Annotated in this window: 13 protein-coding genes and 6 pseudogenes; 13 read left to right on the top strand and 6 right to left on the bottom strand. The window is 45.4% G+C overall.

Annotated elements, in window-relative coordinates:
* Positions 1 to 157: 157 nt before the first annotated feature.
* Positions 158 to 1372, bottom strand: a pseudogene (locus tag N4J56_RS34720) (IS4 family transposase); the annotation flags it as partial.
* Positions 1373 to 1452: 80 nt separating this feature from the next.
* Between N4J56_RS34720 and N4J56_RS34715 the strand changes: the two are divergent.
* Positions 1453 to 1743 (top strand): annotated as a pseudogene (locus N4J56_RS34715) (IS1 family transposase); the annotation flags it as partial.
* Between the two features lie 139 nt (positions 1744 to 1882).
* Positions 1883 to 4123: pseudogene (locus tag N4J56_RS34710) on the top strand (ATP-dependent RecD-like DNA helicase).
* Between the two features lie 145 nt (positions 4124 to 4268).
* Here N4J56_RS34710 and N4J56_RS34700 read toward each other — a convergent pair.
* Positions 4269 to 4394, bottom strand: coding sequence for a hypothetical protein (locus N4J56_RS34700; RefSeq protein WP_317111285.1), 126 nt, complete (start codon positions 4392 to 4394; stop codon positions 4269 to 4271).
* A gap of 125 nt (positions 4395 to 4519) precedes the next feature.
* Here N4J56_RS34700 and N4J56_RS34695 point away from each other — a divergent pair, with 125 nt between their 5' ends.
* Positions 4520 to 4663: a hypothetical protein gene (locus N4J56_RS34695; RefSeq protein ID WP_317111284.1), complete on the top strand. Its 144-nt coding sequence runs from the start codon at positions 4520 to 4522 to the stop codon at positions 4661 to 4663.
* Positions 4664 to 4776: 113 nt separating this feature from the next.
* Here the strand turns inward: N4J56_RS34695 and N4J56_RS34690 are convergent, their stop codons facing one another.
* Together N4J56_RS34690 and N4J56_RS34685 are read right to left on the bottom strand one after the other, a co-directional pair.
* Complete coding sequence (locus tag N4J56_RS34690) at positions 4777 to 5172, bottom strand: PadR family transcriptional regulator (protein ID WP_317111283.1); 396 nt, start codon at positions 5170 to 5172, stop codon at positions 4777 to 4779.
* Positions 5173 to 5214: 42 nt separating this feature from the next.
* Positions 5215 to 5987: pseudogene (locus tag N4J56_RS34685) on the bottom strand (IS1 family transposase).
* Positions 5988 to 6352: 365 nt separating this feature from the next.
* On the opposite strand from N4J56_RS34685, the pseudogene N4J56_RS41555 reads away from it, so the two are divergent.
* Positions 6353 to 6574, top strand: a pseudogene (locus N4J56_RS41555) (alternative oxidase); the annotation flags it as partial.
* A gap of 258 nt (positions 6575 to 6832) precedes the next feature.
* On the opposite strand, the gene N4J56_RS34680 reads toward N4J56_RS41555, so the two are convergent.
* Complete coding sequence (locus N4J56_RS34680; protein WP_317111282.1) at positions 6833 to 7978, bottom strand: IS701 family transposase; 1146 nt, start codon at positions 7976 to 7978, stop codon at positions 6833 to 6835.
* 67 nt (positions 7979 to 8045) lie between these two features.
* Positions 8046 to 8910 (bottom strand): annotated as a pseudogene (locus tag N4J56_RS34675) (IS1 family transposase).
* Between the two features lie 80 nt (positions 8911 to 8990).
* Between N4J56_RS34675 and N4J56_RS34670 the strand changes: the two are divergent.
* From N4J56_RS34670 to N4J56_RS34630, 9 genes are all read left to right on the top strand, one after another.
* Positions 8991 to 9155 (top strand): helix-turn-helix domain-containing protein, encoded by a 165-nt coding sequence (locus tag N4J56_RS34670; protein ID WP_317111281.1) that lies wholly within the window; start codon positions 8991 to 8993, stop codon positions 9153 to 9155.
* A gap of 241 nt (positions 9156 to 9396) precedes the next feature.
* Positions 9397 to 11622: a hypothetical protein gene (locus tag N4J56_RS34665; protein ID WP_317111280.1), complete on the top strand. Its 2226-nt coding sequence runs from the start codon at positions 9397 to 9399 to the stop codon at positions 11620 to 11622.
* Positions 11623 to 11634: 12 nt separating this feature from the next.
* Positions 11635 to 13878, top strand: a complete 2244-nt coding sequence (locus N4J56_RS34660) for a hypothetical protein (RefSeq protein ID WP_317111278.1) — start codon at positions 11635 to 11637, stop codon at positions 13876 to 13878.
* An 81-nt stretch (positions 13879 to 13959) separates the two neighbouring features.
* Positions 13960 to 15120 carry a HAMP domain-containing sensor histidine kinase gene (locus tag N4J56_RS34655; RefSeq protein ID WP_317111277.1) on the top strand — a complete coding sequence of 387 codons (1161 nt, stop codon included), beginning with the start codon at positions 13960 to 13962 and terminating at the stop codon, positions 15118 to 15120.
* A gap of 17 nt (positions 15121 to 15137) precedes the next feature.
* A complete protein-coding gene (locus N4J56_RS34650; protein WP_317111275.1) occupies positions 15138 to 15827 on the top strand; it encodes a response regulator transcription factor in 690 nt (229 codons plus the stop codon).
* Positions 15828 to 15868: 41 nt separating this feature from the next.
* Complete coding sequence (locus N4J56_RS34645) at positions 15869 to 17989, top strand: substrate-binding domain-containing protein (RefSeq protein ID WP_317111273.1); 2121 nt, start codon at positions 15869 to 15871, stop codon at positions 17987 to 17989.
* Positions 17990 to 18000: 11 nt separating this feature from the next.
* The gene (locus tag N4J56_RS34640; protein ID WP_317111272.1) at positions 18001 to 18528 is read left to right on the top strand and encodes an FHA domain-containing protein; all 528 of its coding nucleotides are present in this window, start codon (positions 18001 to 18003) and stop codon (positions 18526 to 18528) included.
* 45 nt (positions 18529 to 18573) lie between these two features.
* A complete protein-coding gene (locus tag N4J56_RS34635; RefSeq protein WP_317111270.1) occupies positions 18574 to 20205 on the top strand; it encodes a serine/threonine-protein kinase in 1632 nt (543 codons plus the stop codon).
* Positions 20206 to 20543: 338 nt separating this feature from the next.
* Complete coding sequence (locus N4J56_RS34630) at positions 20544 to 21059, top strand: phage tail protein (RefSeq protein WP_317111268.1); 516 nt, start codon at positions 20544 to 20546, stop codon at positions 21057 to 21059.
* Positions 21060 to 21064 lie beyond the last annotated feature (5 nt).

The following is a 21064-nucleotide window of genomic DNA, read 5'->3' as shown; positions in this document are numbered from 1 at the left end:
TATTAGTAATAGAAAAAACTAGCGGTGTTCGGATGAACCCTGCCCCCTGTGAACCGGCTTTTGGATGAAAACTTCGAGCGTGGCTTTTTGACCACTCTCGGATTACTTCTAGCCTGTCGTGGGGAATTTTTTCAGCCAAGATGTCTGTAATTAGCTTGGTGAAAAAAAAAAGTAGTTCCTCTGGTTGAATGTCTTGAAAGTCGCCAATTGCACGACGGATAACTTTAAGTGTACCTGTAAAACCCAAGCGCAGAGGAGATATTCCTGCTTGCTGGGCGGCAGTAAACATCAAATAGCGCACGGCATAATGCCCCAACAGCCAGCCGTAAATTTCTTGCACAACTTCACGCGGTTTGAGAGAACGAATTGAGTTTTGCGTCCAAGTAGATGAGTCTTGAGTTCGTCGATAGTATTTTCAACTTCCCAACGCTGATGATATTCGTTTGCTAGCAATAAAGCCGGGAACAAGGCGATATCTAGCTTGCTAGTAATCAGACGATAGGAATGCTTTCCCTGCTCGGTATCAATGGTGTACTCAATTACTCGTACTGCGATCTTAGTTGCGCCTTTTTCTTGGACTTCCCATCAGGATGAATCCAACTTAGATAAGAGCCATCATCCAAAACTTTTTCCACTGAAAATTTGACATTAGCTGGTACTCGTCCCAAGTAATCGCATCGGGTTGCTAATGTTGCTTGCACCATTGCATAGGAATGTAAGCCTATCCCACATTAATAGCATTCCTTCGCTGACAGAACGCAGCAGTTTTTCGCTCTTACCCGTTCGCCGATTCGGTAGGGACACATCAGTGCATCTACGATTAAATGTGTACCCGCTTCAATCAATATCACCACTCGGACTTTAGGAAATGCCGCTCGTGTACCCCGACGAGAAGCTGGATATCCAAAAACTCTAGCATTCGCTTTCGAGTCCGGTACATCTAGCACGGTTCCATCTACTGCCATCACCCTCAGTCCCCCAAAAATGCTCCAGGCGTTTGGTTTGTAGCTTGTGGGCGTGCTACTCGCTCAAATAGCCGACTCATTACCCGGCTTCCTAATCGCTGCCTAGCTTCGCTAATTGAGGCGCTGTTTGGTACTTTCCAGTACTTGCCTAATTTTGTCCACTCTCTGCTTAACCCATTGACCAGATTCTTCAACACGCTTGCCATCGAATCATTTGACCACAGGCTCATGGCAATCACTAAACACACCACTAGACTCGATGGTAGTTTGCGCTTACGTTCTTCTCTTACTTCTGTATTACCAATAGTTTGTTCAATCACTTCAATCGGTATGGCCGTTTCTATTGCTTTGAACACATGACTCGACTCAATTACCGGTGAAATTAACGAGAATTCTTTCAACTGCATTGGCTCCTAGCTATCTCAATCCACACTCTCCTCTTTACTTGATTCTAGCCTTAACCGAGAAGTATTGATTAGCTTATGTATTTGGTCGTCGAAAAGATCGAGTCTTTCTCCAACTTAAAAAGCTACTAGAGCCATTTGGCATCAAGAGATACTGTACAGATGGTTGGGGGGCATACGAACGACATTTACCAGCAGAGTGCCACGAAATAGGTAAGCGCAAAACTCAAAGAATTGAACGAAAGCATCTAAGATTAAGAACAAGAATTAAGCGATTAGCTCGCAAGACTATTTTCTTTTCTAAGACGGAGGAAATGCACGAAGGGGTCATTGGGTTATTCATCAACCGTTACGAGTTTAGTTTGTCAGTTTAACAGCAAAACAACCGATCTAGAACATAACCAAATTATTTACACGTTGCTCAGAGAAATTTGCAGGTATGTTTGTACTGAGTAAAATAGCAGAGGGTAATAGAATTAGTTGTCCGAGCGCATCACAACTGTAGCGTTATCGATGTCTACTCTCCCAGATTCAGCTCAAACTCAAGCTACCCTACAACACGAATTTCTGACGGGCGTTGTGGAACGGCTGACATTCCACTCAGAGGAATCGGGCTACACGGTAGCGCGGCTCAAGACAGCACGATCTCGCGACCTAATTACGATTGTGGGTAGTTTTGCTAACATCCAGGCAGGACAGACGTTACAGCTAACTGGTCTGTGGCGGGAGCATCCCCAGTACGGCGCTCAGTTCCAAGTCACGCATTATAGAGAAACTAAACCCGCTACGATTACTGGCATAGAGAAATATTTAGGTAGCGGGTTGATTAAGGGAGTGGGACCAGTTACAGCAAAACGTATTGTCGCCCACTTTGGCTTAGAAACGCTGGATATCATCGAGAAGCAGATCGAGCGGTTGGTTGAAGTGCCTGGCATCGCCAAAAAGCGCATCAAAATGATTCAAAGCGCCTGGGAAACTCAGAAAGCCATCAAAGAAGTGATGCTTTTCCTCCAGTCGCATGGCGTTTCCACCACTTTTGCTGTCAAGATTTACAAAAAATACGGCGAGCGGTCGATTGAAACAGTCAATAGCAATCCGTACCACCTGGCAACTGATGTCTATGGAATTGGTTTTGTCACGGCTGACGCGATCGCCCGCAACCTGGGGATTGCTCCTGACTCCGAGTACAGATATCGCGCAGGCATCGTTCACGTATTGGGAGAAGCAGCCGAAGATGGACATTGTTTCTTACCACAAGCCGAGCTAATCGAGCAGGTCGTGCAACGGTTGAGTTTGAAACAGCATCAACCAAATCCTCAAGTAGTGGCAGATTTACTGATGCAAATGGGGATGGAAGACCAGTTGGTGATGCAGGGGCATCGAGAACATCAATTCGTCTACTACCAACCATCCTTCTATTACAGCGAACAGAATTTGGCGCAGCGAGTGCATCAGTTGTTGAGCCGTCCAATTGCAGTGAACTTACCGCGAGTACAGGCTTGGATTGAGAAATTTACTACTGCTACTGGTACGCAACTATCTCCAGAGCAGCGACAAGCAGTAGAGATGGCAGCGAGTCAACGTGTGGCGATTTTGACAGGTGGTCCTGGGTGCGGTAAAACTTTCACCACCCGTACTATCGTGGCGTTGTGGAAAGCAATGGGCAAATCCATTGTCCTAGCATCCCCTACTGGTAGGGCTGCCCAGCGTTTATCGGAAGTAGCCCGAATGGAAGCAAAGACCATTCATCGTTTGCTAGAGTTCGACCCAAAGACCATGAAGTTTAAGCGGGATGTAGATTTTCCCATCCAGGCGCAGGCGATTGTCGTAGATGAAGCTTCGATGCTGGACTTATTTCTCGCCCACTCCCTGCTCAAGGCAATCCCGCCCGATGCTCAACTGCTATTAGTAGGCGATATCGACCAACTGCCATCAGTCGGACCTGGGAACGTATTGCGGGATTTAATTGCATCAGAGCAAATACCTGTAGTGAGGCTAACTCAAGTATTTCGCCAAGCAGCAAAAAGTGCGATCGTCAATAATGCTCACCGGATTAATTCGGGGCAGTATCCGCTGCTAGAAGCCGTGTCTCTAACTCCCAACTCGGATTGTTTGTGGTTAGAAGCGCCAGAACCACAGTATGGAGTGCGGGGAATTCAAGAACTAATCGCTGATGTGATTCCACAGTTAGGGTTTGACCCAGCAAAAGACGTGCAAGTGTTGTGTCCCATGACGCGGGGAGAAGTGGGGACAAGGAATCTCAACGCTGTACTACAAGAACTGCTGAACCCACCTAGCTCTAACAAAGCTGAAATCTTCCCAGCCGGAATCAAGCTGCGGGTTGGCGATCGCGTCATGGCGCTAGTCAACGACTACAATCGCTTAGTTTTCAACGGCGACTTGGGAACAATTTCTGCACTCGCTCCCGAGGAGCAGGAGGTAAAAGTACAATTTTCCGGGCGGGAAGTCACTTACGATTATGCCGACCTCAATGAGTTAACCTTGGCATACGCGATCACGATTCACAAAGCGTAAGGTTCCGAAGCCCCAGTAATCATTCTGCCGATGTTTACTCAACATCAAATTATGTTATCGCGCAACTTGTTGTATACCGGTTTAACTCGTGCGAAACGATTAGCAATTTTTGTCAGTCAACCCAAAGCAATCGAGCTTGCCGTGAATCAAGTCAAAGATACACGGCGTTACACTCTACTAGCTGGGAGATTGCAAAAAGTAGCTGAGTCGTTGTGCTGATAATTTTACTTTTAGGCTTACTGCTCGGCTTGAAGAACATCTGGCAAGCTATAAATTATCTGTACACTCTGCGGCAAGAGCGATTGGTCAAGTGCGAACACTAGGGGAGCAATTCGTCCAAAACAGTGCCTGAGTCAATCTCAGATTAGTTGTAATTTCTCATAATTAGGTTGGCTGGCTCCGACTCAAAGTGTAACTGGGGAGCAAAATCCTCACTCTCTGGCGGCGATCCCCAAACAGCAATTTGTCCGTCGCACTGACTGAGAGCCATGCATATATACGTAACAATTGGGCAGTTGACTTTAAGAAATGTTGACGCTTCTCGATCCCCTTGTTAAGAAGGAGCTGTGCGCGCACGACTAGTTAGGCAAATCTCAAATTTCAGGAGGTTATGACATGGATAGTTCAATCGCGCTTCCCATAGCAGTATTAATCCTCGGCTGGCTCTTGGCTGCTGCTATTGGCTCTTGGGCTTACTTTGCCGGAGCACCTGATGAAGACAAATCATTTCGTCTGCCCAGGTTTATCACCAAGCGATAAGCGCTCGGCAAATGCAGCAGGGAGTTTCCCAAGTCTTTGATAGTGATTGGGAAACTTTACTTCACGCACCAGGAGTTACATTCTCATTGTCATCGGGTAAGATGCAACAGCCACTACGATTGTGCTACTCGCTTTGGCGAGCGAACCGCAACACTCAGCCTTATTTGCTGCTGCTGAGTGGTAAAGTAACGCCACAAAGCAGCTAGCTTTCGCGCTTCATCGTGCCATGCGGGATTGAGCTGATAGATGCGTCGCGGTCGTCCGCGCCCTTCGACTTTGTGCCAGCTACCGCTGATTGCTCCCTCCGATTCGAGAAATTTCAACGCTGCATGTAGGATCGTGTCCGAGAGGCGATAGTTGGCATATTCGCTTTCGAGCTGTTGAATTAGCCCAGTACTGTAAGATTCACCCTCCAACAACACCGACAGAATGTAAGCAACTGCTTGCTCCTGACAAAGATAAATCGGTGGGGGATTGGTAAAAAAGTATCGGATATCTTCGAGCTGCATTAATAATTCGCTCCGGTGATGTTGTCAATTTGTTGTTTGTCCCTAAATTGGTAGTCCAAACTCATAGAAATTGATGAATAGACCAATCACTAAATCGTGCATCTCCTCAGATTTGGAAAAACAAATAGTCCTACGCGCAAGTCGCTTGATTCTAGTTCTGAGTCGAAGATGTTTGCGCTCAATCCTTTGAGTCTTCCGTTTACCCACTTCATGCATTTGTGCTGGTAGATGTCTTTGGTAGGCACCCCATGCATCAGTACAGAACTTTTTGATACCAAAGGGTTCAAGTAGCCTTTTGAGTTGAAGAAACACTTCATCCTTACGCCTACCGAATACATACGCTAAGACCTGACCAGTTCGGCGGTCAATTGCATGCCATAAACCATCTGGGATTAGTTTTCTTGCCTACATAACTCCACATTTCATCTAGCTCGGATTCCTCAATCCCAAGTTCTGATTCAACTTCTACTTTTTCAAATATTACCTCGACTTGCTCTGGCTGGAGTTGGCTTAATAGCTTTTGGTTAACGGGTTTGAGGTAAGCGAGTTTTTTTAATTCCCGAATAACTGTTGAGGTGCTGATACGCAAAACCCTGGCAATATCTCTTACTCCACTCCCATTGAGTGTCATCTCCACTATTTGCTGCTTTACTTCTCGGTTCCGTTCAGGGTAAGCAGAGTTCAAGCTAAAAAGTCTGATATGGGCATTCTGGTTCCAGACAACGGAAGCGTTGCTTGCCATTAGTTGATTTTCCATGCCTAACTACTTCACTACTTTGGCAATGGGGACAACGAACCGCCACTAAAACTGTCATACTAAACTAGCCTACTCCTAGATTTTGCTCCTTTACTCTTAGTCTATCCACAAATCGATAACATTACCGTTTCCATAATCGTCAACTCAAATTATTCCTACGCCCTTTCTTCCAGATTTTGGCTCTTTTGGCAACCCTTTATTGAGAATGGTGCAAGATCTCAGATATCCTTGAGCTTCAAGAAACAGCCCGAACAGGGCGTTTAGACTGGCTTTCTGGTATGTGTTAGGCATTAAGCAAAGAAGGCTATAGACTAGCCCTTATTATTCGACGATGGTTTCCATAATCGTCAACTCAAATTATTCCTACGCCCTTTCTTCCAGATTTTGGCTCTTTTGGCAACCCTTTATTGAGAATGGTGCAAGATCTCAGTTAGCTTTTTTCTTCGTGTGGTCGATGGTCTCTATGGCAATCGTTCCTATGCTCGGTTTTATGTGCTAGAAACGATTGCGCGTGTCCCCTACTTTTCCTATCTCTCGGTGTTGCATCTCTATGAAACACTCGGCTGGTGGCGCAAGGCTGATCTATTGAAAGTTCACTTTGCGGAAACCTGGAATGAACTGCATCATTTGCTGATTATGGAATCGTATTACAGTTGTAGATAAATAGAAGAATGAATTCGCTTTTGGTAATGGTAGTAACGAGCAGTAGCTTGATGAGATCTGCGCCAATAAGACCAACGCAAAACGTGTTCAAGACACCAGAATGTGGGAAACAAGAATCGAGATACCCACCGCTTCATCTCCCAGATACTTAGTCGGACAATAAACCTCGTGCCGCTTTGAACGCAGTTAGACTGCCAGTTGTTACTAGAGGTAAAGGGGGTAGAGGAGTGAATAGCAGGCTCACAAGAGTGTCGTAAGACGGTGAAATATTTGAGCAGCCAGGACGAGGGTGATGTGTCGATGCCAACCATGCCAGGAACGAACTTCGTACTCTCCTAAACCTAGCTGGTCTTTAGCAAATTTAAAGCACTCCTCAATCCGCCACCTTTGCCTGGCGATTTGAACCATCGTTTCTAGGGTAGTATCGCTCTTAGCAAATACTTGATAGTAGCTGACGCGAGGATCTTCAGGGTGTTCTAGAGAGCGGCGGAACAATAACCAACGTTGAAAACCATCTGATCTGTCACAATTAACTGGCACTTTCGCCCAGTCATAGTATCTTTCTCCCTTACTGCCAGCTCCACAGCTAAGACGTTGCCACAGCTGGCTGTCCGGCTGAGGTAACAGTTCTTGGGCTTGATAACGTTGCCAGCCAATAACTACAGGCTGCTTCTTGCTGACCGTGAGTATATACGGTTGTTTAGCAGTCTTTTCCAGCCACCACCACAATGAACCATCGTTGCCATAAACCTCATCAGCAACAAACCAGGCGGGACGTATTCCGTCTTTAAAAGCTGATTCCAACATCTGTTGTGCTAGTTGAGGTTTAGTCGCAAATGTGATTGATTTTGGAACTGCTCCCTTCTTACGTTTGCTTTGATCTTCACTCCATGTGCGCGGTAGATACAAACGGCGATCGATCAACGTATGTCCTTTGTCGCTAATGTAGGACATGAACACACCTACCTGGCAATTCTCCAAATGTCCAGTTGTGCCATAATACTGCACCTGTACGCCTACTGACTGCTCTCCTTGCTTCAGAAAACCTGTTTCATCAATTGCCAAAATATCTGTTTCACTCTTCAAATGCTCCACTGCATACTTTCTAATTTCTGCACACACTGCGTCCGCGTTCCACTGCGCCCGTCCTAGTAAATGTTGGAAGCGATAGGGATTGCTATACCCTACCTGTTCTGCCATTTGCCATCCATTCTTCCGCTCAACTGGGCTTAGTAGTGCCTGGATATAGTCATACGCTGCAAGACGTGCTTCAGAACGAGCGAAGTGCTTTCCCAGTTTTTGCTGAAACGCTTTCAATCTACTGCTCCATTGGGAGAGCGCTTCTAATACAACACCTGTTAAAAACACGTTGGATGTATCAAGCATTGCTAAACTGTATTTCCTTACAAATCTAGTTTAGCTTATCTACAACTGTAATATTGTGGATAGTGCATCAGCAAAGTGTGGGATAAACAGCTATATCTCGCGCCTGTCCAAGGTTCTAAGGTTAAATCTGCACGCCCACGCGGCTGTGGTTCCTAAACGAGAATGCACCCAAATCCAATTAAAGTAGCTGATGACCAAACGCAAGGTGATCTTCGTCTGCTCCCAAATCTTGCCAAATTTGTGTTGTCGTCGGTGCCAACGTTCTGTTTGAGTAGCGGATAATACCATTGGTGCGCTCTAACCGTTGCGTTAAAAGTTTGCTGATGTAGTGGTCAACCTCTGTTGGTAAAACTCGCTCATATCCACTCCAGCCATCAGTCCCCCATTCTTTGCAATCAGTCTTGCCCTCAGTACTAGCCACTAACTCAATCGCTAACCGATCGCTATGCTTGCCTACGCGACCACAGAGAATCAGCCCACTCAACTGTGCCAGACTTAAGGCTACCCAACAATCTCCTACGTCTAGCTCTTCTGGTAAGCAGTGATGAGTGTTTTTTTCCACAAACGACCACAACTCATCCGCAGTAATCGCATCTGTATCGACATCTTGTACTGGGCGCGTTGTGAACTAGTTGAGCTTTCTGACTTGTGGCTCTAATCAGACTAACTCCCGTGTTGTAGGACAGCCCGCTCACACGACTAATACCACGTAGGCTGGTGCCCTCACAGTAAGATTGCAACACAATCCGCACTTCCTCTTCACTCACTTGCCGACGATAGTAAATCGTGTCAAAGGTATCGGTAAATGTTTGTTTGCAGCTTGGGCAACGGTAGCGTTGGCTACCCTTACTCGTTTTCCCATGTTTGTAGGTCTTATCATGACTACATAGTGGACAAGGCATTGCTTTTGAGAATAGATGAATTTTCTTCATCTGTATGATATCAATTCCACGCTTTCCTGACGCACTACCGTCTGTTCAAACGCACTACAGGGATTTCACCTCACTAGTACGTGATTCAACAGCGGGTGAAACGGGCAAAACAGATGCTGGCAAAAACCGACTTGGCGATCGCCGATATTGCCCTACAAGTGGGTTTCTCTAGCCCAAGTCATTTAACGCAACAGTTTAAACGCTTAACCAGATTAACACCGAAACAGATTCGCGCTTCACCATAAGAATCTAATAAATCTCCGTAAGAATCTGAAAGAATTTAAGCATTGGAACTGAATACACTTGATACACATAGAACCAGGAGACATCATGAACTATCGTTCACAACCAGGGATAAAAATTTCTTCCCCCGACTCCCAACTTCCATTTTGCAAATAGTATCAGACATAGAGCAACACGCGACTAGAAACCTACTCTGAAACGATGATGGTCGATCGCCAATGACGGCAGGCAGGAATTTCTATCATGATGAATCATGTTATCGATGCCAGTTTGACAACGCAAAGCCTTACCTTCCGACCTGGAGAAACCGCTACTTTTGGGGTGATAGCGATCAACCGCAGCGAACAATTTGCCGCTTTTGAATTGGAAATTTTAGCCGCAGCAGGCGATCGAGAATCTTGGTATCGTCTCTCACCTGAAGTTTCTGCCGCTAAACCACCAGGCGATCGCACCCAGTTTCAAGTAGAAATTTTAGCCTCGCCAATCGCGTATTTTGTTGGCGATATTAATCTGACGGTTAAAGTTTCTTCGCCACAATTGGCAACAGAACGCCGATTAGTGTTACGCCTCACCGTAGAGCCAGGAGAGAAAGCACCACTATTAAGCGTTACTTTACCCCGACAACGGCTGCAAGTTTATCCTCGCAATACAGTTGATATTGCCGTACAGGTGCAAAACTTAGGCTTGCGCTCAGCTGAAGTTGTTTTGAACTTGAAGGATATAGACCTCTCATGGGCGCTCGGCACTGCTGAACGACGCTTGCAGCTAGAAGCAGGTCAGCAAGCAGAGATTTCCTTTCAATGCCGTCCACCTGGGGTTAGTCAAACCGCCAGTCAGGACTATCCATTTACAGTCGTTGCCAGAGATCGAGCAGGAGCGACAGTAAGTACCGCAGGTATTTTAGAAGTCTTACCAGTAGGATTTGTGCAATTTGAGGTGCAGCCCTCACAGCAACGGCTACCAGCACAGAGCAGCCAACTGAAACACTGGCTATCTAATATTGCTATATTTCAATTACAGTTTAAAAATGCCAGCAACCTCTTGCAACAGGTCGCGATCGAATTGCGGGGAAAAGATTGTCAATCCTGTCAGTTCCAAGTCGATCCTGAAAATGCAGATCTACCATTGGCAACAGAGACATCGGTAAGGTTGAGCGTAAAAGTCAAACGCCCTTGGATTGGTCGGGTTAAACGCTTACAGATTGAAGCTAAAGCCTGGTTATCTAATCAGATATTGGGCAGCACAGATCCGGCAACTCAATTATTGACGCTAAAAGTGTTACCGATTGTGCCAATGTGGTTGCTTCTCATCTTGCTAGCTTTATTGTCGGCTTTGTTAGCTATTATCTTACAACCCGCACCAATTTCTCATCTTGCTACAGTTAATGCCGTCCGCTTTAGCGGTACGAGCGGTCGTTTTCCCCTGGTTTTGAGTGGTGCTGATGATTGTACGATTCGCAGTTGGATGATCGCCCCAAGTTGGCTATTTGTCAAACCAGAAACGCTGCGTCCCCAAGGTGCATTGGCTGAGGGTTCCTTAAATGCGGTTTGTAGTAATCGCAAACCCGAATCTCCCCAGGGATTACTAGCAGTACTGGGACAAGCTGTGAGAGCGCTGGAATTGATCCCAGTGAATAATAACCAGGTTTTTGCTGGCTTAGAAAATGGTGAGATTCAGGCATGGGACGTGAATACGGGACGCAAGCAATTTAGCCTGAAAGATGGCAAAGATAAAACAGGCGATCGCGTCCTCTCATTGGCATTCACCCGAAATTCTCGCTATTTGTACAGCGGTTATGGTAGCGGTACTGTGCGAAAGTGGCTGATTCCTCCTCTCGGTCAATCTAGCTCTAATCCGCAACGGTTTATTCTCCCTGATCGCTTTCAGTTTCAAGTCTGGGCGATCGCCTTAAGTCCAGATGAAAAGATACTTGTCAGTACGGGACAATTCAAACGCTTGCTGCGCTGGGATCTCAGTCAACCAGGAAATCCTCGCCCCACTCAAATCTTGCTTTCATCTCAGTTTGGGAATCAAGGTGAAAATGACTTTTTCTGGAGTATTGCCTTTGCCCCAAAATCTCACTTGCTAGCGACGGCTGATTCGGATGGTTACATCACTCTCTGGAACTTGCAAAAATGCCAAATAATGAAATCCAATTATCTGAAAGATTCTAGCTCGCAACTGCCACAGACCAAATGTGAAATTAGCGATCGCTGGCAAGCATCTCCAGCAGATGTAAGAAGTATTCGCTTCACCCCAGACGGTCGGCAGCTTGTCAGTGCTGGAGATGACGGACAGATCGTTGCCTGGGCGATCGCCGAAAACAAAAAGCACGATCCGACTCAAAAGCAGATTGTCGCTACCCTCTCTCGGAGAATCGCGTCTATCGATCTGGTGGCAGACGAGCAGAGAACGTTAATTGCCAGTGGTGGAGAAGATTTTCAAGTCAGGCTGCACTTGCTCAAATAGGAGTTGCCCGATATGTTTGCTACTCAAACTCCCTTAAAAGTCATTCTCAATCCGGTTGACGCTCAAGCAGGGTTTCCTGGAGAAACATTAGAACTTCACGTTATTGTGATTAACCAAGGCAATCGCGGTGCGGCGATCGATATTTTTTTGGATCGAGTTTCTCAAACCCTCAGCCAGTGGTGTCCTAATACACAGACACGCCTCGCGCTCGACCCGCAGCAAAGTGGCGAAGTGACGTTTCAGTTTCAAATTCCCTTTGAAGCACTTCCAGGAACGTATGACTATACCTTGGTAGTAGATTCCCCAGAACACTATGCTGAAGATACTCCGATTCAGTACCCGCGTCAGCTCCAAGTTTTAGTTAAAGAGCGAACAGTCACTCGATTCCACGACCCTACCTTTACTCTTACGCCTACCACCAATCCCGATCGCCCATTACAAGTGCAGCCAGGGCGATCGCTACAGCTACTCGTTACAGTCAAAAATCGTTCCGATCGCGTCGATCGATATTATTTAAATTGTTTTGACGCAGACGAAGACTGGTTTACTATCAAGTATGCGCCACCTGAATTTCAGGGGTCTGGGCTGGTAGTAGCAGCAGATGGACTAGAGTTAAACCCAGACCAGCAAGGACAAATTATCTTCGATCTCCATTTGCCAGAAGACACGCCAGCGGGACATTACTCCCCAACATTACAGCTGAAATCAACCAATGATGCGGATCTGGTTTTACTCGATTTGGTGTATTTGGAAGTACCAGCCGTATACTCGCTGGGCGTAGAGCTAGAAACAATTTTGGGCAGAGTCAGCCACAAGTCGGGACAGTATCAACTGCAACTGACAAACCAGGGAAACTTATTGCGGGAGTTAAAGATTAGTGCTAAAAGTCAGGATGAGGATGAATTTTGCAGATATATCTGCAAACCCTCACCCGTGCAACTGCCGATCGGTATGCGGGCGAATATTAATATTACCGTTACACCGATTCGCTGGTGGCAACGACCCCTATTTGGATCTGGGTTACAGCTTCCATTTCAAATAGAACTTCAAGACTTACAGGGATTACCCGTACCAGAAAAGCTACCGCAAGGGATACTCTTATGGAAAAGTAGACCTTGGTGGCAATTTTTGTTGATTCTCTTAGGATGTTTAAGCTTAGTTTCTGGGTTGGGATTTGCAATTTGGCTCTTATTTTTCCAGCCCGTCTCTCCACCAGAATTAACCGAGTTTAGCACGGATAGTCCTACTTATACTGAAGGAGGGAGAGTGCGCCTAAACTGGAAGATTCTGAATGCCGATCGCCTAGCACAACTTACGTTGGTAATAACTAAGGATGGAGTTGCCAATCCAGCACAACGCTTTAATTTAGATGGACAACTACCCCAAAATTTGAGCCAATTTTGCCAATTTGAAAACCGCATTTTGGATTGTCGTAACTTCACTACAGAAGCACGGGTAGCAGGAAATTATAACTTTACCCTGCAACTTTTACCACAGAATTCTAATACAACGATCGACAAACAGATGGATGTCGAGATTAAGTCAAAACCATTACCACAAGTTGTCAGCTTTTCATCTAAAAAAGCTCAATATCAGCAAGGCGAGCGCGTATTGTTGAGTTGGAGAGTGAGAAACTTTAGTCAAATGACGCAGTTATTAGCGATCGGTAAGAGTGACAACGGTGTGGAAATTGCTCCCACAAGTTTCAACTTTAATACCAAGATTCCTCAAAATTTGCGCCAAAATTGTCCACCGCTACTCAATGATGAATTAATCTGCAACGATGTCCCTGTTAAACTTCCTGCGACACCAGGCGGATATACACTTCAACTACAACCTAAATCCAATAATCGGCAGCAACCTCAACTTTCAGAAACGATTAAAGTTCAAATCTTAGCTGTAGCACCGAAAATTATTTCTTTTACCCTCAATGGCAAAACTCCGCAAAAGTCTCCTACTGTATTTTTGAAAGAGGGACAAAATATTACTTTGAAGTGGCAAATTCAGGGCGACGATCTCAATGTATCATTAGATCCTTTTGGTAATGTTACAGCTAGCGGTTCTACTACGCTGAAAGCCACAACAAATTTATCCCAAATAGTTCTCACCGCCACTAACGATCGGCAACAATCTGTTAAACAAGCATTCCTTGTACAGGTTCAGCCCACACCTCCAACTCCCACACCCTCACCAACTTTCGCTCCTACTTTTCCTTTACCACAACCTGGAACCCTAGACTTAAAAGCGCCTAAATAATAGTGAAGACTTTAATAATTTGGCTCTAGTTATTTTTTGCTTATTTGACATCTCACATCAGATTGCATCTGTAGCATAATTATGGCAGACAAAATACTCAATCTAAATCGCAGCCTCAAGCTAATTTCAGGCTCAAATCCACTAGTTTTAGAGCGTAATTCTAGCACTAATAGCTCTAAAAAACTGTGCCATTTTCTCCAATTTCAATTAGAACAACTAATAACTCAATCTGCGATTGCTTGGGCGCAAATCATTTATATCGATCCCCTTTCTGGAGCGCGGCGACAAGTGGTAGCGGCAGAAACTCCCCTACCTTTTTCGCTAGATCTATTATCTGAGTTACGTTCGGAAACCTGGCTGGTGGAATTTCCTCCAGCTTTTTCACTACTTCAAATCGTTGGCGATCGCCTAGAAAATACCGTTGTGTATTTTTGTCCGTATGGTTATCAACAACAGCAATGTCAGTATCTTTTGATTGTAGCTAAAGACATTCTCTCTCTCAGTTGGCAGCAATATATCCAACAAACAGCGGTGCTAGTCAGCGAATATTTAGAACGTCATGTAGAATCTTTACAACAACAGCATCAAATTCAAATTTTAGAACAAATTATTCAGCGGGTAGGACACCAATTACGCCAACCACTCAGTTTAATTGGATTGTATGCAGAAACTCTCTATTGCAGTTTAACACAAGGCTCTTTGCAGGATCGGGCAGCTATTATTCGCGAAACAACTCAAGATTTAGACAGAAATTTAACCGAACTGATTTACTGTAGCGATTCTGAAACATTGCGATTCACTCTACAAGATTTACAGAGTTTAGTTGTTGAAAGCCTTCAAGGTTTTCAGGCTTGGATTGCAGAAAAACAACTACAAGTTCGCTATCCCGATATGTCAGTTGTCTTAAGTCTCGATCGCTTACAAATGAAACAAGTTTTCGATAACTTACTTAGTAACGCCATCCACTTTAGTCCAGTTGGTAGCACGATCGCGATCGATTGGCAAGTATTTCATAGCGAAGTGCTAATCTCGATTGCCGATCAAGGAACGGGACTATCACCAGCCGATTTGCAGTATTTATTTACCCCATTTTATTCTCGCCGTCCTGGTGGCACTGGTTTAGGGTTAGCGATCGCCCAAAAAGTAGTACTGGCTCACCAAGGAAACCTCTGGGCAAAAAATTTGCCTGTCAAAGGAGCAGAATTTTCATTGATTCTCCTGCGTTCTCTCACATCAACTTAACTATTGGAGGTAGTTTTATGTTGACTCGATCGGGACAAACAAAAACGTTATCAATTTTGCTAGTTGAAGACGATCAACGCTTTCGGTCTGGGCTACGAACGCTACTCGATCTTTATCAAGCCGAACAAGGTGGAGGTTGTACCGTAGTTGGAGAAGCCAGCAGCGTAGAAACAGCTATATCTTTAACAGCACAGCGACATCCCGACCTGATGCTACTCGATATGGAACTAGAATATGGTGATGGAATAGCAGTACTGCGGCAGTTGCAAGAAAGGCAGGAGCAAGTTAAGCCCCTGGTGCTGTCAGCCCATCAAGAGGATTACTGGATTTATCGCGCCATGCAAGCTGGAGCAATGGGTTACGTGTTCAAGTCTCAGTTAACCCAGCAGCTATGGGATGCCATTGTCACTGTGTTACGCGGTGAAGTATACCTACCTGCTGCGGTAGCTACACGTTTTTTCCGGCAGTTTCAAGCTTCCCATGTTACTTCCACGACTCCAGTCGAAACCTGTCAACTGTCGAATCGAGAAGTAGAAGTCTTGCTGTGGTTGGTGCGAGGAGCATCTAACGAAGCGATCGCCAAACAACTATATATTTCTATTGCCACAGTGAAAGCGCACCTAACCAGCATTTTTGAGAAATTACAAGTTACCAGCCGCACCCAAGCGATCGTGACGGCGATGAAGCTGGGACTGGTACAACCATAGATAATTTACACGCAATTTAATTTCTGACATTTGATTCCTCTATGCCTACTACCGATCCTTATGCTCGAAGCTATCGCTGTTGGCAAAACGCACCCTTAAGTTGCGATCGCCCCTTGAAAACAGCCGAGGAAGTGCCGAACGCCAAATTTTGTTTGGAATGCGGTTTTCCTGCCACTTTACCAAAACAGGCAGAAATTCGCGGCAGTCGAGACATTTATCGCATTACAGAGTTTGTGCGATCGCAGGGAATGGGACGCTTGTACAAGGGCGTTCAAATCAGTGATGGTAAGCCAGTGGTTATTAAAGAATACCTGTTGCCGAGCCGTTATTTTAACGCCGAGGAAGCTCAGCAGCGAAAAGACAAGTTTACACAGATTGCAGGGATAAGTTCGGTCAATAATCAATCGCCAGATTTCCGCTTGCTTATGCCTTGGGAAGCTATTGCCGACCGACAAGGCGATCGCTGTTACCTAATTACTTTGGGTAACATAGCTGCTGCTCCGAATTTAAGTCAAGTATTGCAACAAAACGGGGCAATGTCGCCGGAGCGAGTGCGTGACTTGCTGACTCAAGTTCTGCAAACCCTACAATTTCTGCACGCTCAGAAATTCCGCTTACCGTCTGGGCAAGTGCGAGGGGGAATGGCTCACGGTAATCTCTGCTTGGAGAGTTTAATCGCGACCGAAAATTCCTACATCTACACCTGCGACCTTGCCGCTTGGGAAAGGCTTTTTGACCCTCCGCCTAATACATTTTCGATCCCAGAACCAGCGCAAGATCTCGTAGCTTTAGGTTATGTTGCTTTCTATCTGGGGTTGGGACGCGCTCAGGAACCAACATCGGAGCGATCGCCCGATCCGCGCAACGTACAGCTTTGGTCTAAAACCGATTCAGCCTTAAGAGAATTCCTTTACCACTTGTTAGGACTAGAAACTCCTTTTCCCAGTGCAGAAGCAGCACGTCAGGCGTTGTTACAACTTCCAAGTACCAAGATGGCAACGACAGCAGCCCCGCGCACCTTTGAAAGTAAAATCGGAAGGCGACAGTTGCTCTGGCTGGTAGGATTGCCGTTGCTTTTACTAGGGGGACTTTTATGGCTAGTGCGATCGCAGTTCAATCGGGAAGAAGCGGTTGATTTTACTGAATTTCAGCGTTTGGTTCCTAGCTTTAACGATCTCAATACGATCGTGGCTGGTAGATATCCTTATACAGCAGAACGAGATAGTACTTGGACGACTGTTGTAGGTAAAAGACCTTTGAGCAATCGCCCCCTCAACGATATCTTGACTCTTCCTCGCATGGATATTGCTGCCGAGTTTAATTATATAAAACCCAAATTTCCAGGTTCTCCGTTGAAAGCAGTGACCGAGCAGAACAATCAAGCAAACTTTGCGATTACGAGTTTAATAGACAAATTACCCACCTCGCTCAACAGCGAACAGATTGGCTACGATGGTTTACTCGTATTTGTACCTGCTTACAAAGCTCAAAATCTTCCCGCCGCTTTACAGGGAAAAATTAGTCTTGACGATTTGCGAAAAATTTTTACAGGTCAGGTGAAGAATTGGCAAGACCTTAACCCCAATCTTCCCAATCTCACCACTAAACCCTATAGACCGCTAGAACCAGAAGCTTTACAAATATTTGAAAAAATAGTTTTAAATAACGATCCAGAAGCGATCGCTAAGTTTAGACAGATAAAACAACGCTCGACCTTTCAGACTTTAAGAGCAATTGATTTCGCCGAGCAGCAAGGGCAGCAATTAGAGGCTGGTACAATTAGTTTTGGTACGCTTGTGCAAACGTGGGATCAATGTAAGGTGTTTCCTTTAGATTTAGTCCAAGGAAACGCGAAACCCGTGCAGGCTTTACTACGAGAGACAACTGACAACAAGCTCGTACCGATTACTCCGGCTGATAACTTATGTCAGGAAAAAAAACCTTTTCCCAATGTCGAAGCATATCGCCAACGCACTTATCCCTTGGGTTTTCCCTTAGCGATTGTTTATCCTAACGATAACAGCCTGACTGGGTTTAAATCTGCTCCAATGTTTGCCGATTTGCTCAAGACTCGTGACGGGCAGTTTCTCTTACAGCAAACCGGACTCGTGCCACTCCAATCTATCCCTAGAAACTATCAGCCTTCTATGTCCTTTCTCTAACTACCCGATCTATGGCGAATCGTTGCCCCGAACCCAGCTGCGTCTTTTTTAATCGGATCTTGCCCAACAATGCCAAGGTCTGTCCCATGTGCGGTACTCCTTTAGGGACAGTGGGTGAATCTCCGGCTGCTTCAATATCTGCGACTCAACCATCCACTGCTCGACCTCAGCCACCGCCACCCGCCAAAGCGAATTCTCTCCGTCCTCAACTAAAGTTAAGTCATCCTAGCGGCAAAGATTTTTATTTATCTGGAGAAGCAGGGATCGTCGGTCGTCGCGATCGCTCTAGCGATAAGGCTCCAGAAATCGATTTAAGCGGAATTCCTGATGAAGGGGTAATTTCTCGTTCTCATGCCCGCCTCTTTTGGGATAAATCGCAACACGCCTATACGATCGTCGATAGTAGTCGTAATGGTAGCTATCTTAATGGCAATCTACTCACCCCTGGCTCATCCTATCGCCTCAATCATGGAGACGAATTGCAACTCGGTCAAAATCAGCTAGTGCGTCTCAAAATCTCATTAGTGCAACCGGAGTGACGCTCTTGCTAAGCAATCCGCTCAAAACGCTGGAGTGATACAACAATGAGTTCTCCCTCACAGAACAATCCTTGGATCGATCGCCTAGTTGGTGAGGGCGATCGCTACCGCATATCAAAATGCCTCAGTGTAGGTGGTATGGGAGAAGTCTACCTGGCAATAGACACCAAGTTGAACAAACCAGTGGCGCTGAAACTGCTGAAGGAATCGCTAGCAAAATCGACAGAGATGTATCAGCGATTTCAGCGCGAGGTCGAGCTGTGTAGGGCTCTCAACAGCGAACATATCGTCAAAATTTTAGATTTTGGCACTACTCCAGAAGACTTTCCTTTCTACGTGATGGAATATCTAGAAGGAGAAAGTCTAGGACGATTGCTTCAGCGACAAAAGCGATTGAATGTCAAGCGCACGGCAGAGATTATGAGACAGGTTTGTGCGGGTTTGCAACTGGCTCACGCTGGAGTTGTGCTAAAGGGCGAGCGGGTAAAGATCGTACATCGGGATCTCAAGCCAGACAATATCTTTTTAGTCCCAACAGCACTGGGAGGGTTGGTCAAGATTCTTGACTTTGGTATTGCTAAAAAAATTCGCGAGACTTTGAGCCAGAGTAAGTATACGGTTTTTACAGATATATTTCTCGGAACTTTTCGTTACGCCGCTCCAGAGCAAATAGTCATCTCGCAAGAAATTGACGGACGGGCTGACATCTATAGTTGGGGAATCATTTTTTACAGGATGCTCAGCGGCACCGATCCTTTTGGGCTTGGCTCTGAAACCCAGCAGATCGGTGAAGCTACTTGGGCAAAAGCACATACTTCTCGATCGCCACAGCCATTGCGATCGCAGCCTGGAGGCGAACAGATCTCCCCACAGCTAGAGGCTTTAGTGCTGAAGTGTTTGCAGAAATCTCCTGAAGATCGTTTTGCGACGATCGCAGACTTGAAGCAAGCTTTGTCAGCGGCGATCGCTTCTAGTCCCTCCGTCACCTCAACTAGTTCTAGCACTACAATCGTTCAATCGCCATCACCAGCAATATCAGATAGCCCAACTGTGCCTCGGCAAGCGATCCCCTTAGCAAAACCAGAGGTAGATGATTCTAATACCATTGCTCAGATTGCTGCCGAATCTGCATCAACACCACAAATATCGGACTCTAGCGATCGGGATTCGGATCGAACGATATATCAAAGTGATGCTTTAACTGCACCCAGTTCCCCAGATAGCACCATATATCAAGGCGATGCCTCACCAGAACAAAACCGATCGCATGAGACAATTTACCAAGGCGATGCTTCATCAAGACAAAACCAATCAAATGAGACAATCTACCAAGGCGATACTTCACCAGAACAAAACCAACCAAATCAAAATCAGACGCTCTACCAAGGTGTAGCTTCACCAGGACAAAATCAACCCGATCGCACCATATATCAAAGCGTTAACTCACCAAGACAAAATCAACCCGATCGCACCATATATCAAGGCGTTAACTCATCGAGACAAAATGATGTAAATCGGACGATTTACCAAAGGCAACCCCTCTTGCTACGCTTTTGGAGAATTTCTCAGCAAATACGCAGAGCCACTCTACGCACTACATTCAGCCTATATCGCATCATTAGACGCTTAATTCGCAAGATAGAAGCCTGGATTCGCAGCTCGCGATCGCGCTCCTAAAAGAAAATGTCGTAGCAGTCAAATTAGAGAAGTATTAGTTCGACTTTTGGCTAGTTTCAAGTGCAGTGCCTAAATCGTAGCATAAATATAGATATCTCTTTTTATAGTTGAAATGCAGGTAAATCCTTCTGTTTTTTCTTCTGGAAGCATGACTTCTCCAGCAACTTACGTGCCAGTGACTACTAGATTCGATAGTGACATTTTGTTAGCAGCAGAAACATATCTTAGAAATCCAATCCTTGCAAATAAGCTAACAGAGCGAGTTTACGATCTGTTACTAACAGATCTACAATCTCAGCAAGAAAGACTGAATAATTATCGTAGAACAAGGATATAGGATGCCTAAGACAACTTTCAGCAGCCATGTTAACAACTACATTACTACCAATCATTTTTATATAGAAATAGGTAGTAGTATTGTTGCTTGTTTTTCTGAGTGTTCGGAGCTTGGCGTTCAAATTCAAAAAGATGTTTACTTTGAGGGAGGAGTCAACGATCAGCAAAGAATTACTCTCGGTCATGCAGAATTTACAGACGTTACTCTCAAACGTGGAATTACAAACGATCCAACTTTTACTCAATGGCTAGGCGAAGTATTCGAGCAAAAAAATAAACGGCGTAATGTTAATATTCTTGTATTTAACCAAGCAGGTGAGTTAATGAAAAGTTGGACTCTCATTGGTAGTATTCCTGTAGCTTGGAAAACTTCTACATTACAAGCAGATGGGGATTCTGTAGCGATCGAAGAATTAACATTAGCGATCGAAGGCTTGAAAGTTGGTAAAAGTTCAGCAGGAGGTGAGTCCGCTTCACGCGATGCCTCTGGCTTTTTTGCATCTAGCAGTTGGAAATAATCGAA

The sequence above is a fragment of the Chroococcidiopsis sp. SAG 2025 genome, assembly GCF_032860985.1.
In the GTDB taxonomy this organism is placed as follows: Bacteria; Cyanobacteriota; Cyanobacteriia; order Cyanobacteriales; family Chroococcidiopsidaceae; genus Chroococcidiopsis.
Note: the sequence above shows the minus strand (reverse complement) of the source record. Positions and strands in the feature narration are given on the sequence as shown.

Bases quoted from the DNA above. Each gene is read 5' to 3' on its own strand.
- N4J56_RS34645 (WP_317111273.1), top strand. From the start codon at position 15,869: ATGCCTACTACCGATCCTTATGCTCGAAGCTATCGCTGTTGGCAAAAC.
- N4J56_RS34690 (WP_317111283.1), bottom strand. From the start codon at position 5,172: ATGCAGCTCGAAGATATCCGATACTTTTTTACCAATCCCCCACCGATT.
- N4J56_RS34680 (WP_317111282.1), bottom strand. From the start codon at position 7,978: ATGCTTGATACATCCAACGTGTTTTTAACAGGTGTTGTATTAGAAGCG.
- N4J56_RS34635 (WP_317111270.1), top strand. From the start codon at position 18,574: ATGAGTTCTCCCTCACAGAACAATCCTTGGATCGATCGCCTAGTTGGT.
- N4J56_RS34695 (WP_317111284.1), top strand. From the start codon at position 4,520: ATGGATAGTTCAATCGCGCTTCCCATAGCAGTATTAATCCTCGGCTGG.
- N4J56_RS34640 (WP_317111272.1), top strand. From the start codon at position 18,001: ATGGCGAATCGTTGCCCCGAACCCAGCTGCGTCTTTTTTAATCGGATC.
- N4J56_RS34630 (WP_317111268.1), top strand. From the start codon at position 20,544: ATGCCTAAGACAACTTTCAGCAGCCATGTTAACAACTACATTACTACC.
- N4J56_RS34655 (WP_317111277.1), top strand. From the start codon at position 13,960: ATGGCAGACAAAATACTCAATCTAAATCGCAGCCTCAAGCTAATTTCA.
- N4J56_RS34665 (WP_317111280.1), top strand. From the start codon at position 9,397: ATGATGAATCATGTTATCGATGCCAGTTTGACAACGCAAAGCCTTACC.
- N4J56_RS34660 (WP_317111278.1), top strand. From the start codon at position 11,635: ATGTTTGCTACTCAAACTCCCTTAAAAGTCATTCTCAATCCGGTTGAC.
- N4J56_RS34700 (WP_317111285.1), bottom strand. From the start codon at position 4,394: ATGGCTCTCAGTCAGTGCGACGGACAAATTGCTGTTTGGGGATCGCCG.
- N4J56_RS34650 (WP_317111275.1), top strand. From the start codon at position 15,138: ATGTTGACTCGATCGGGACAAACAAAAACGTTATCAATTTTGCTAGTT.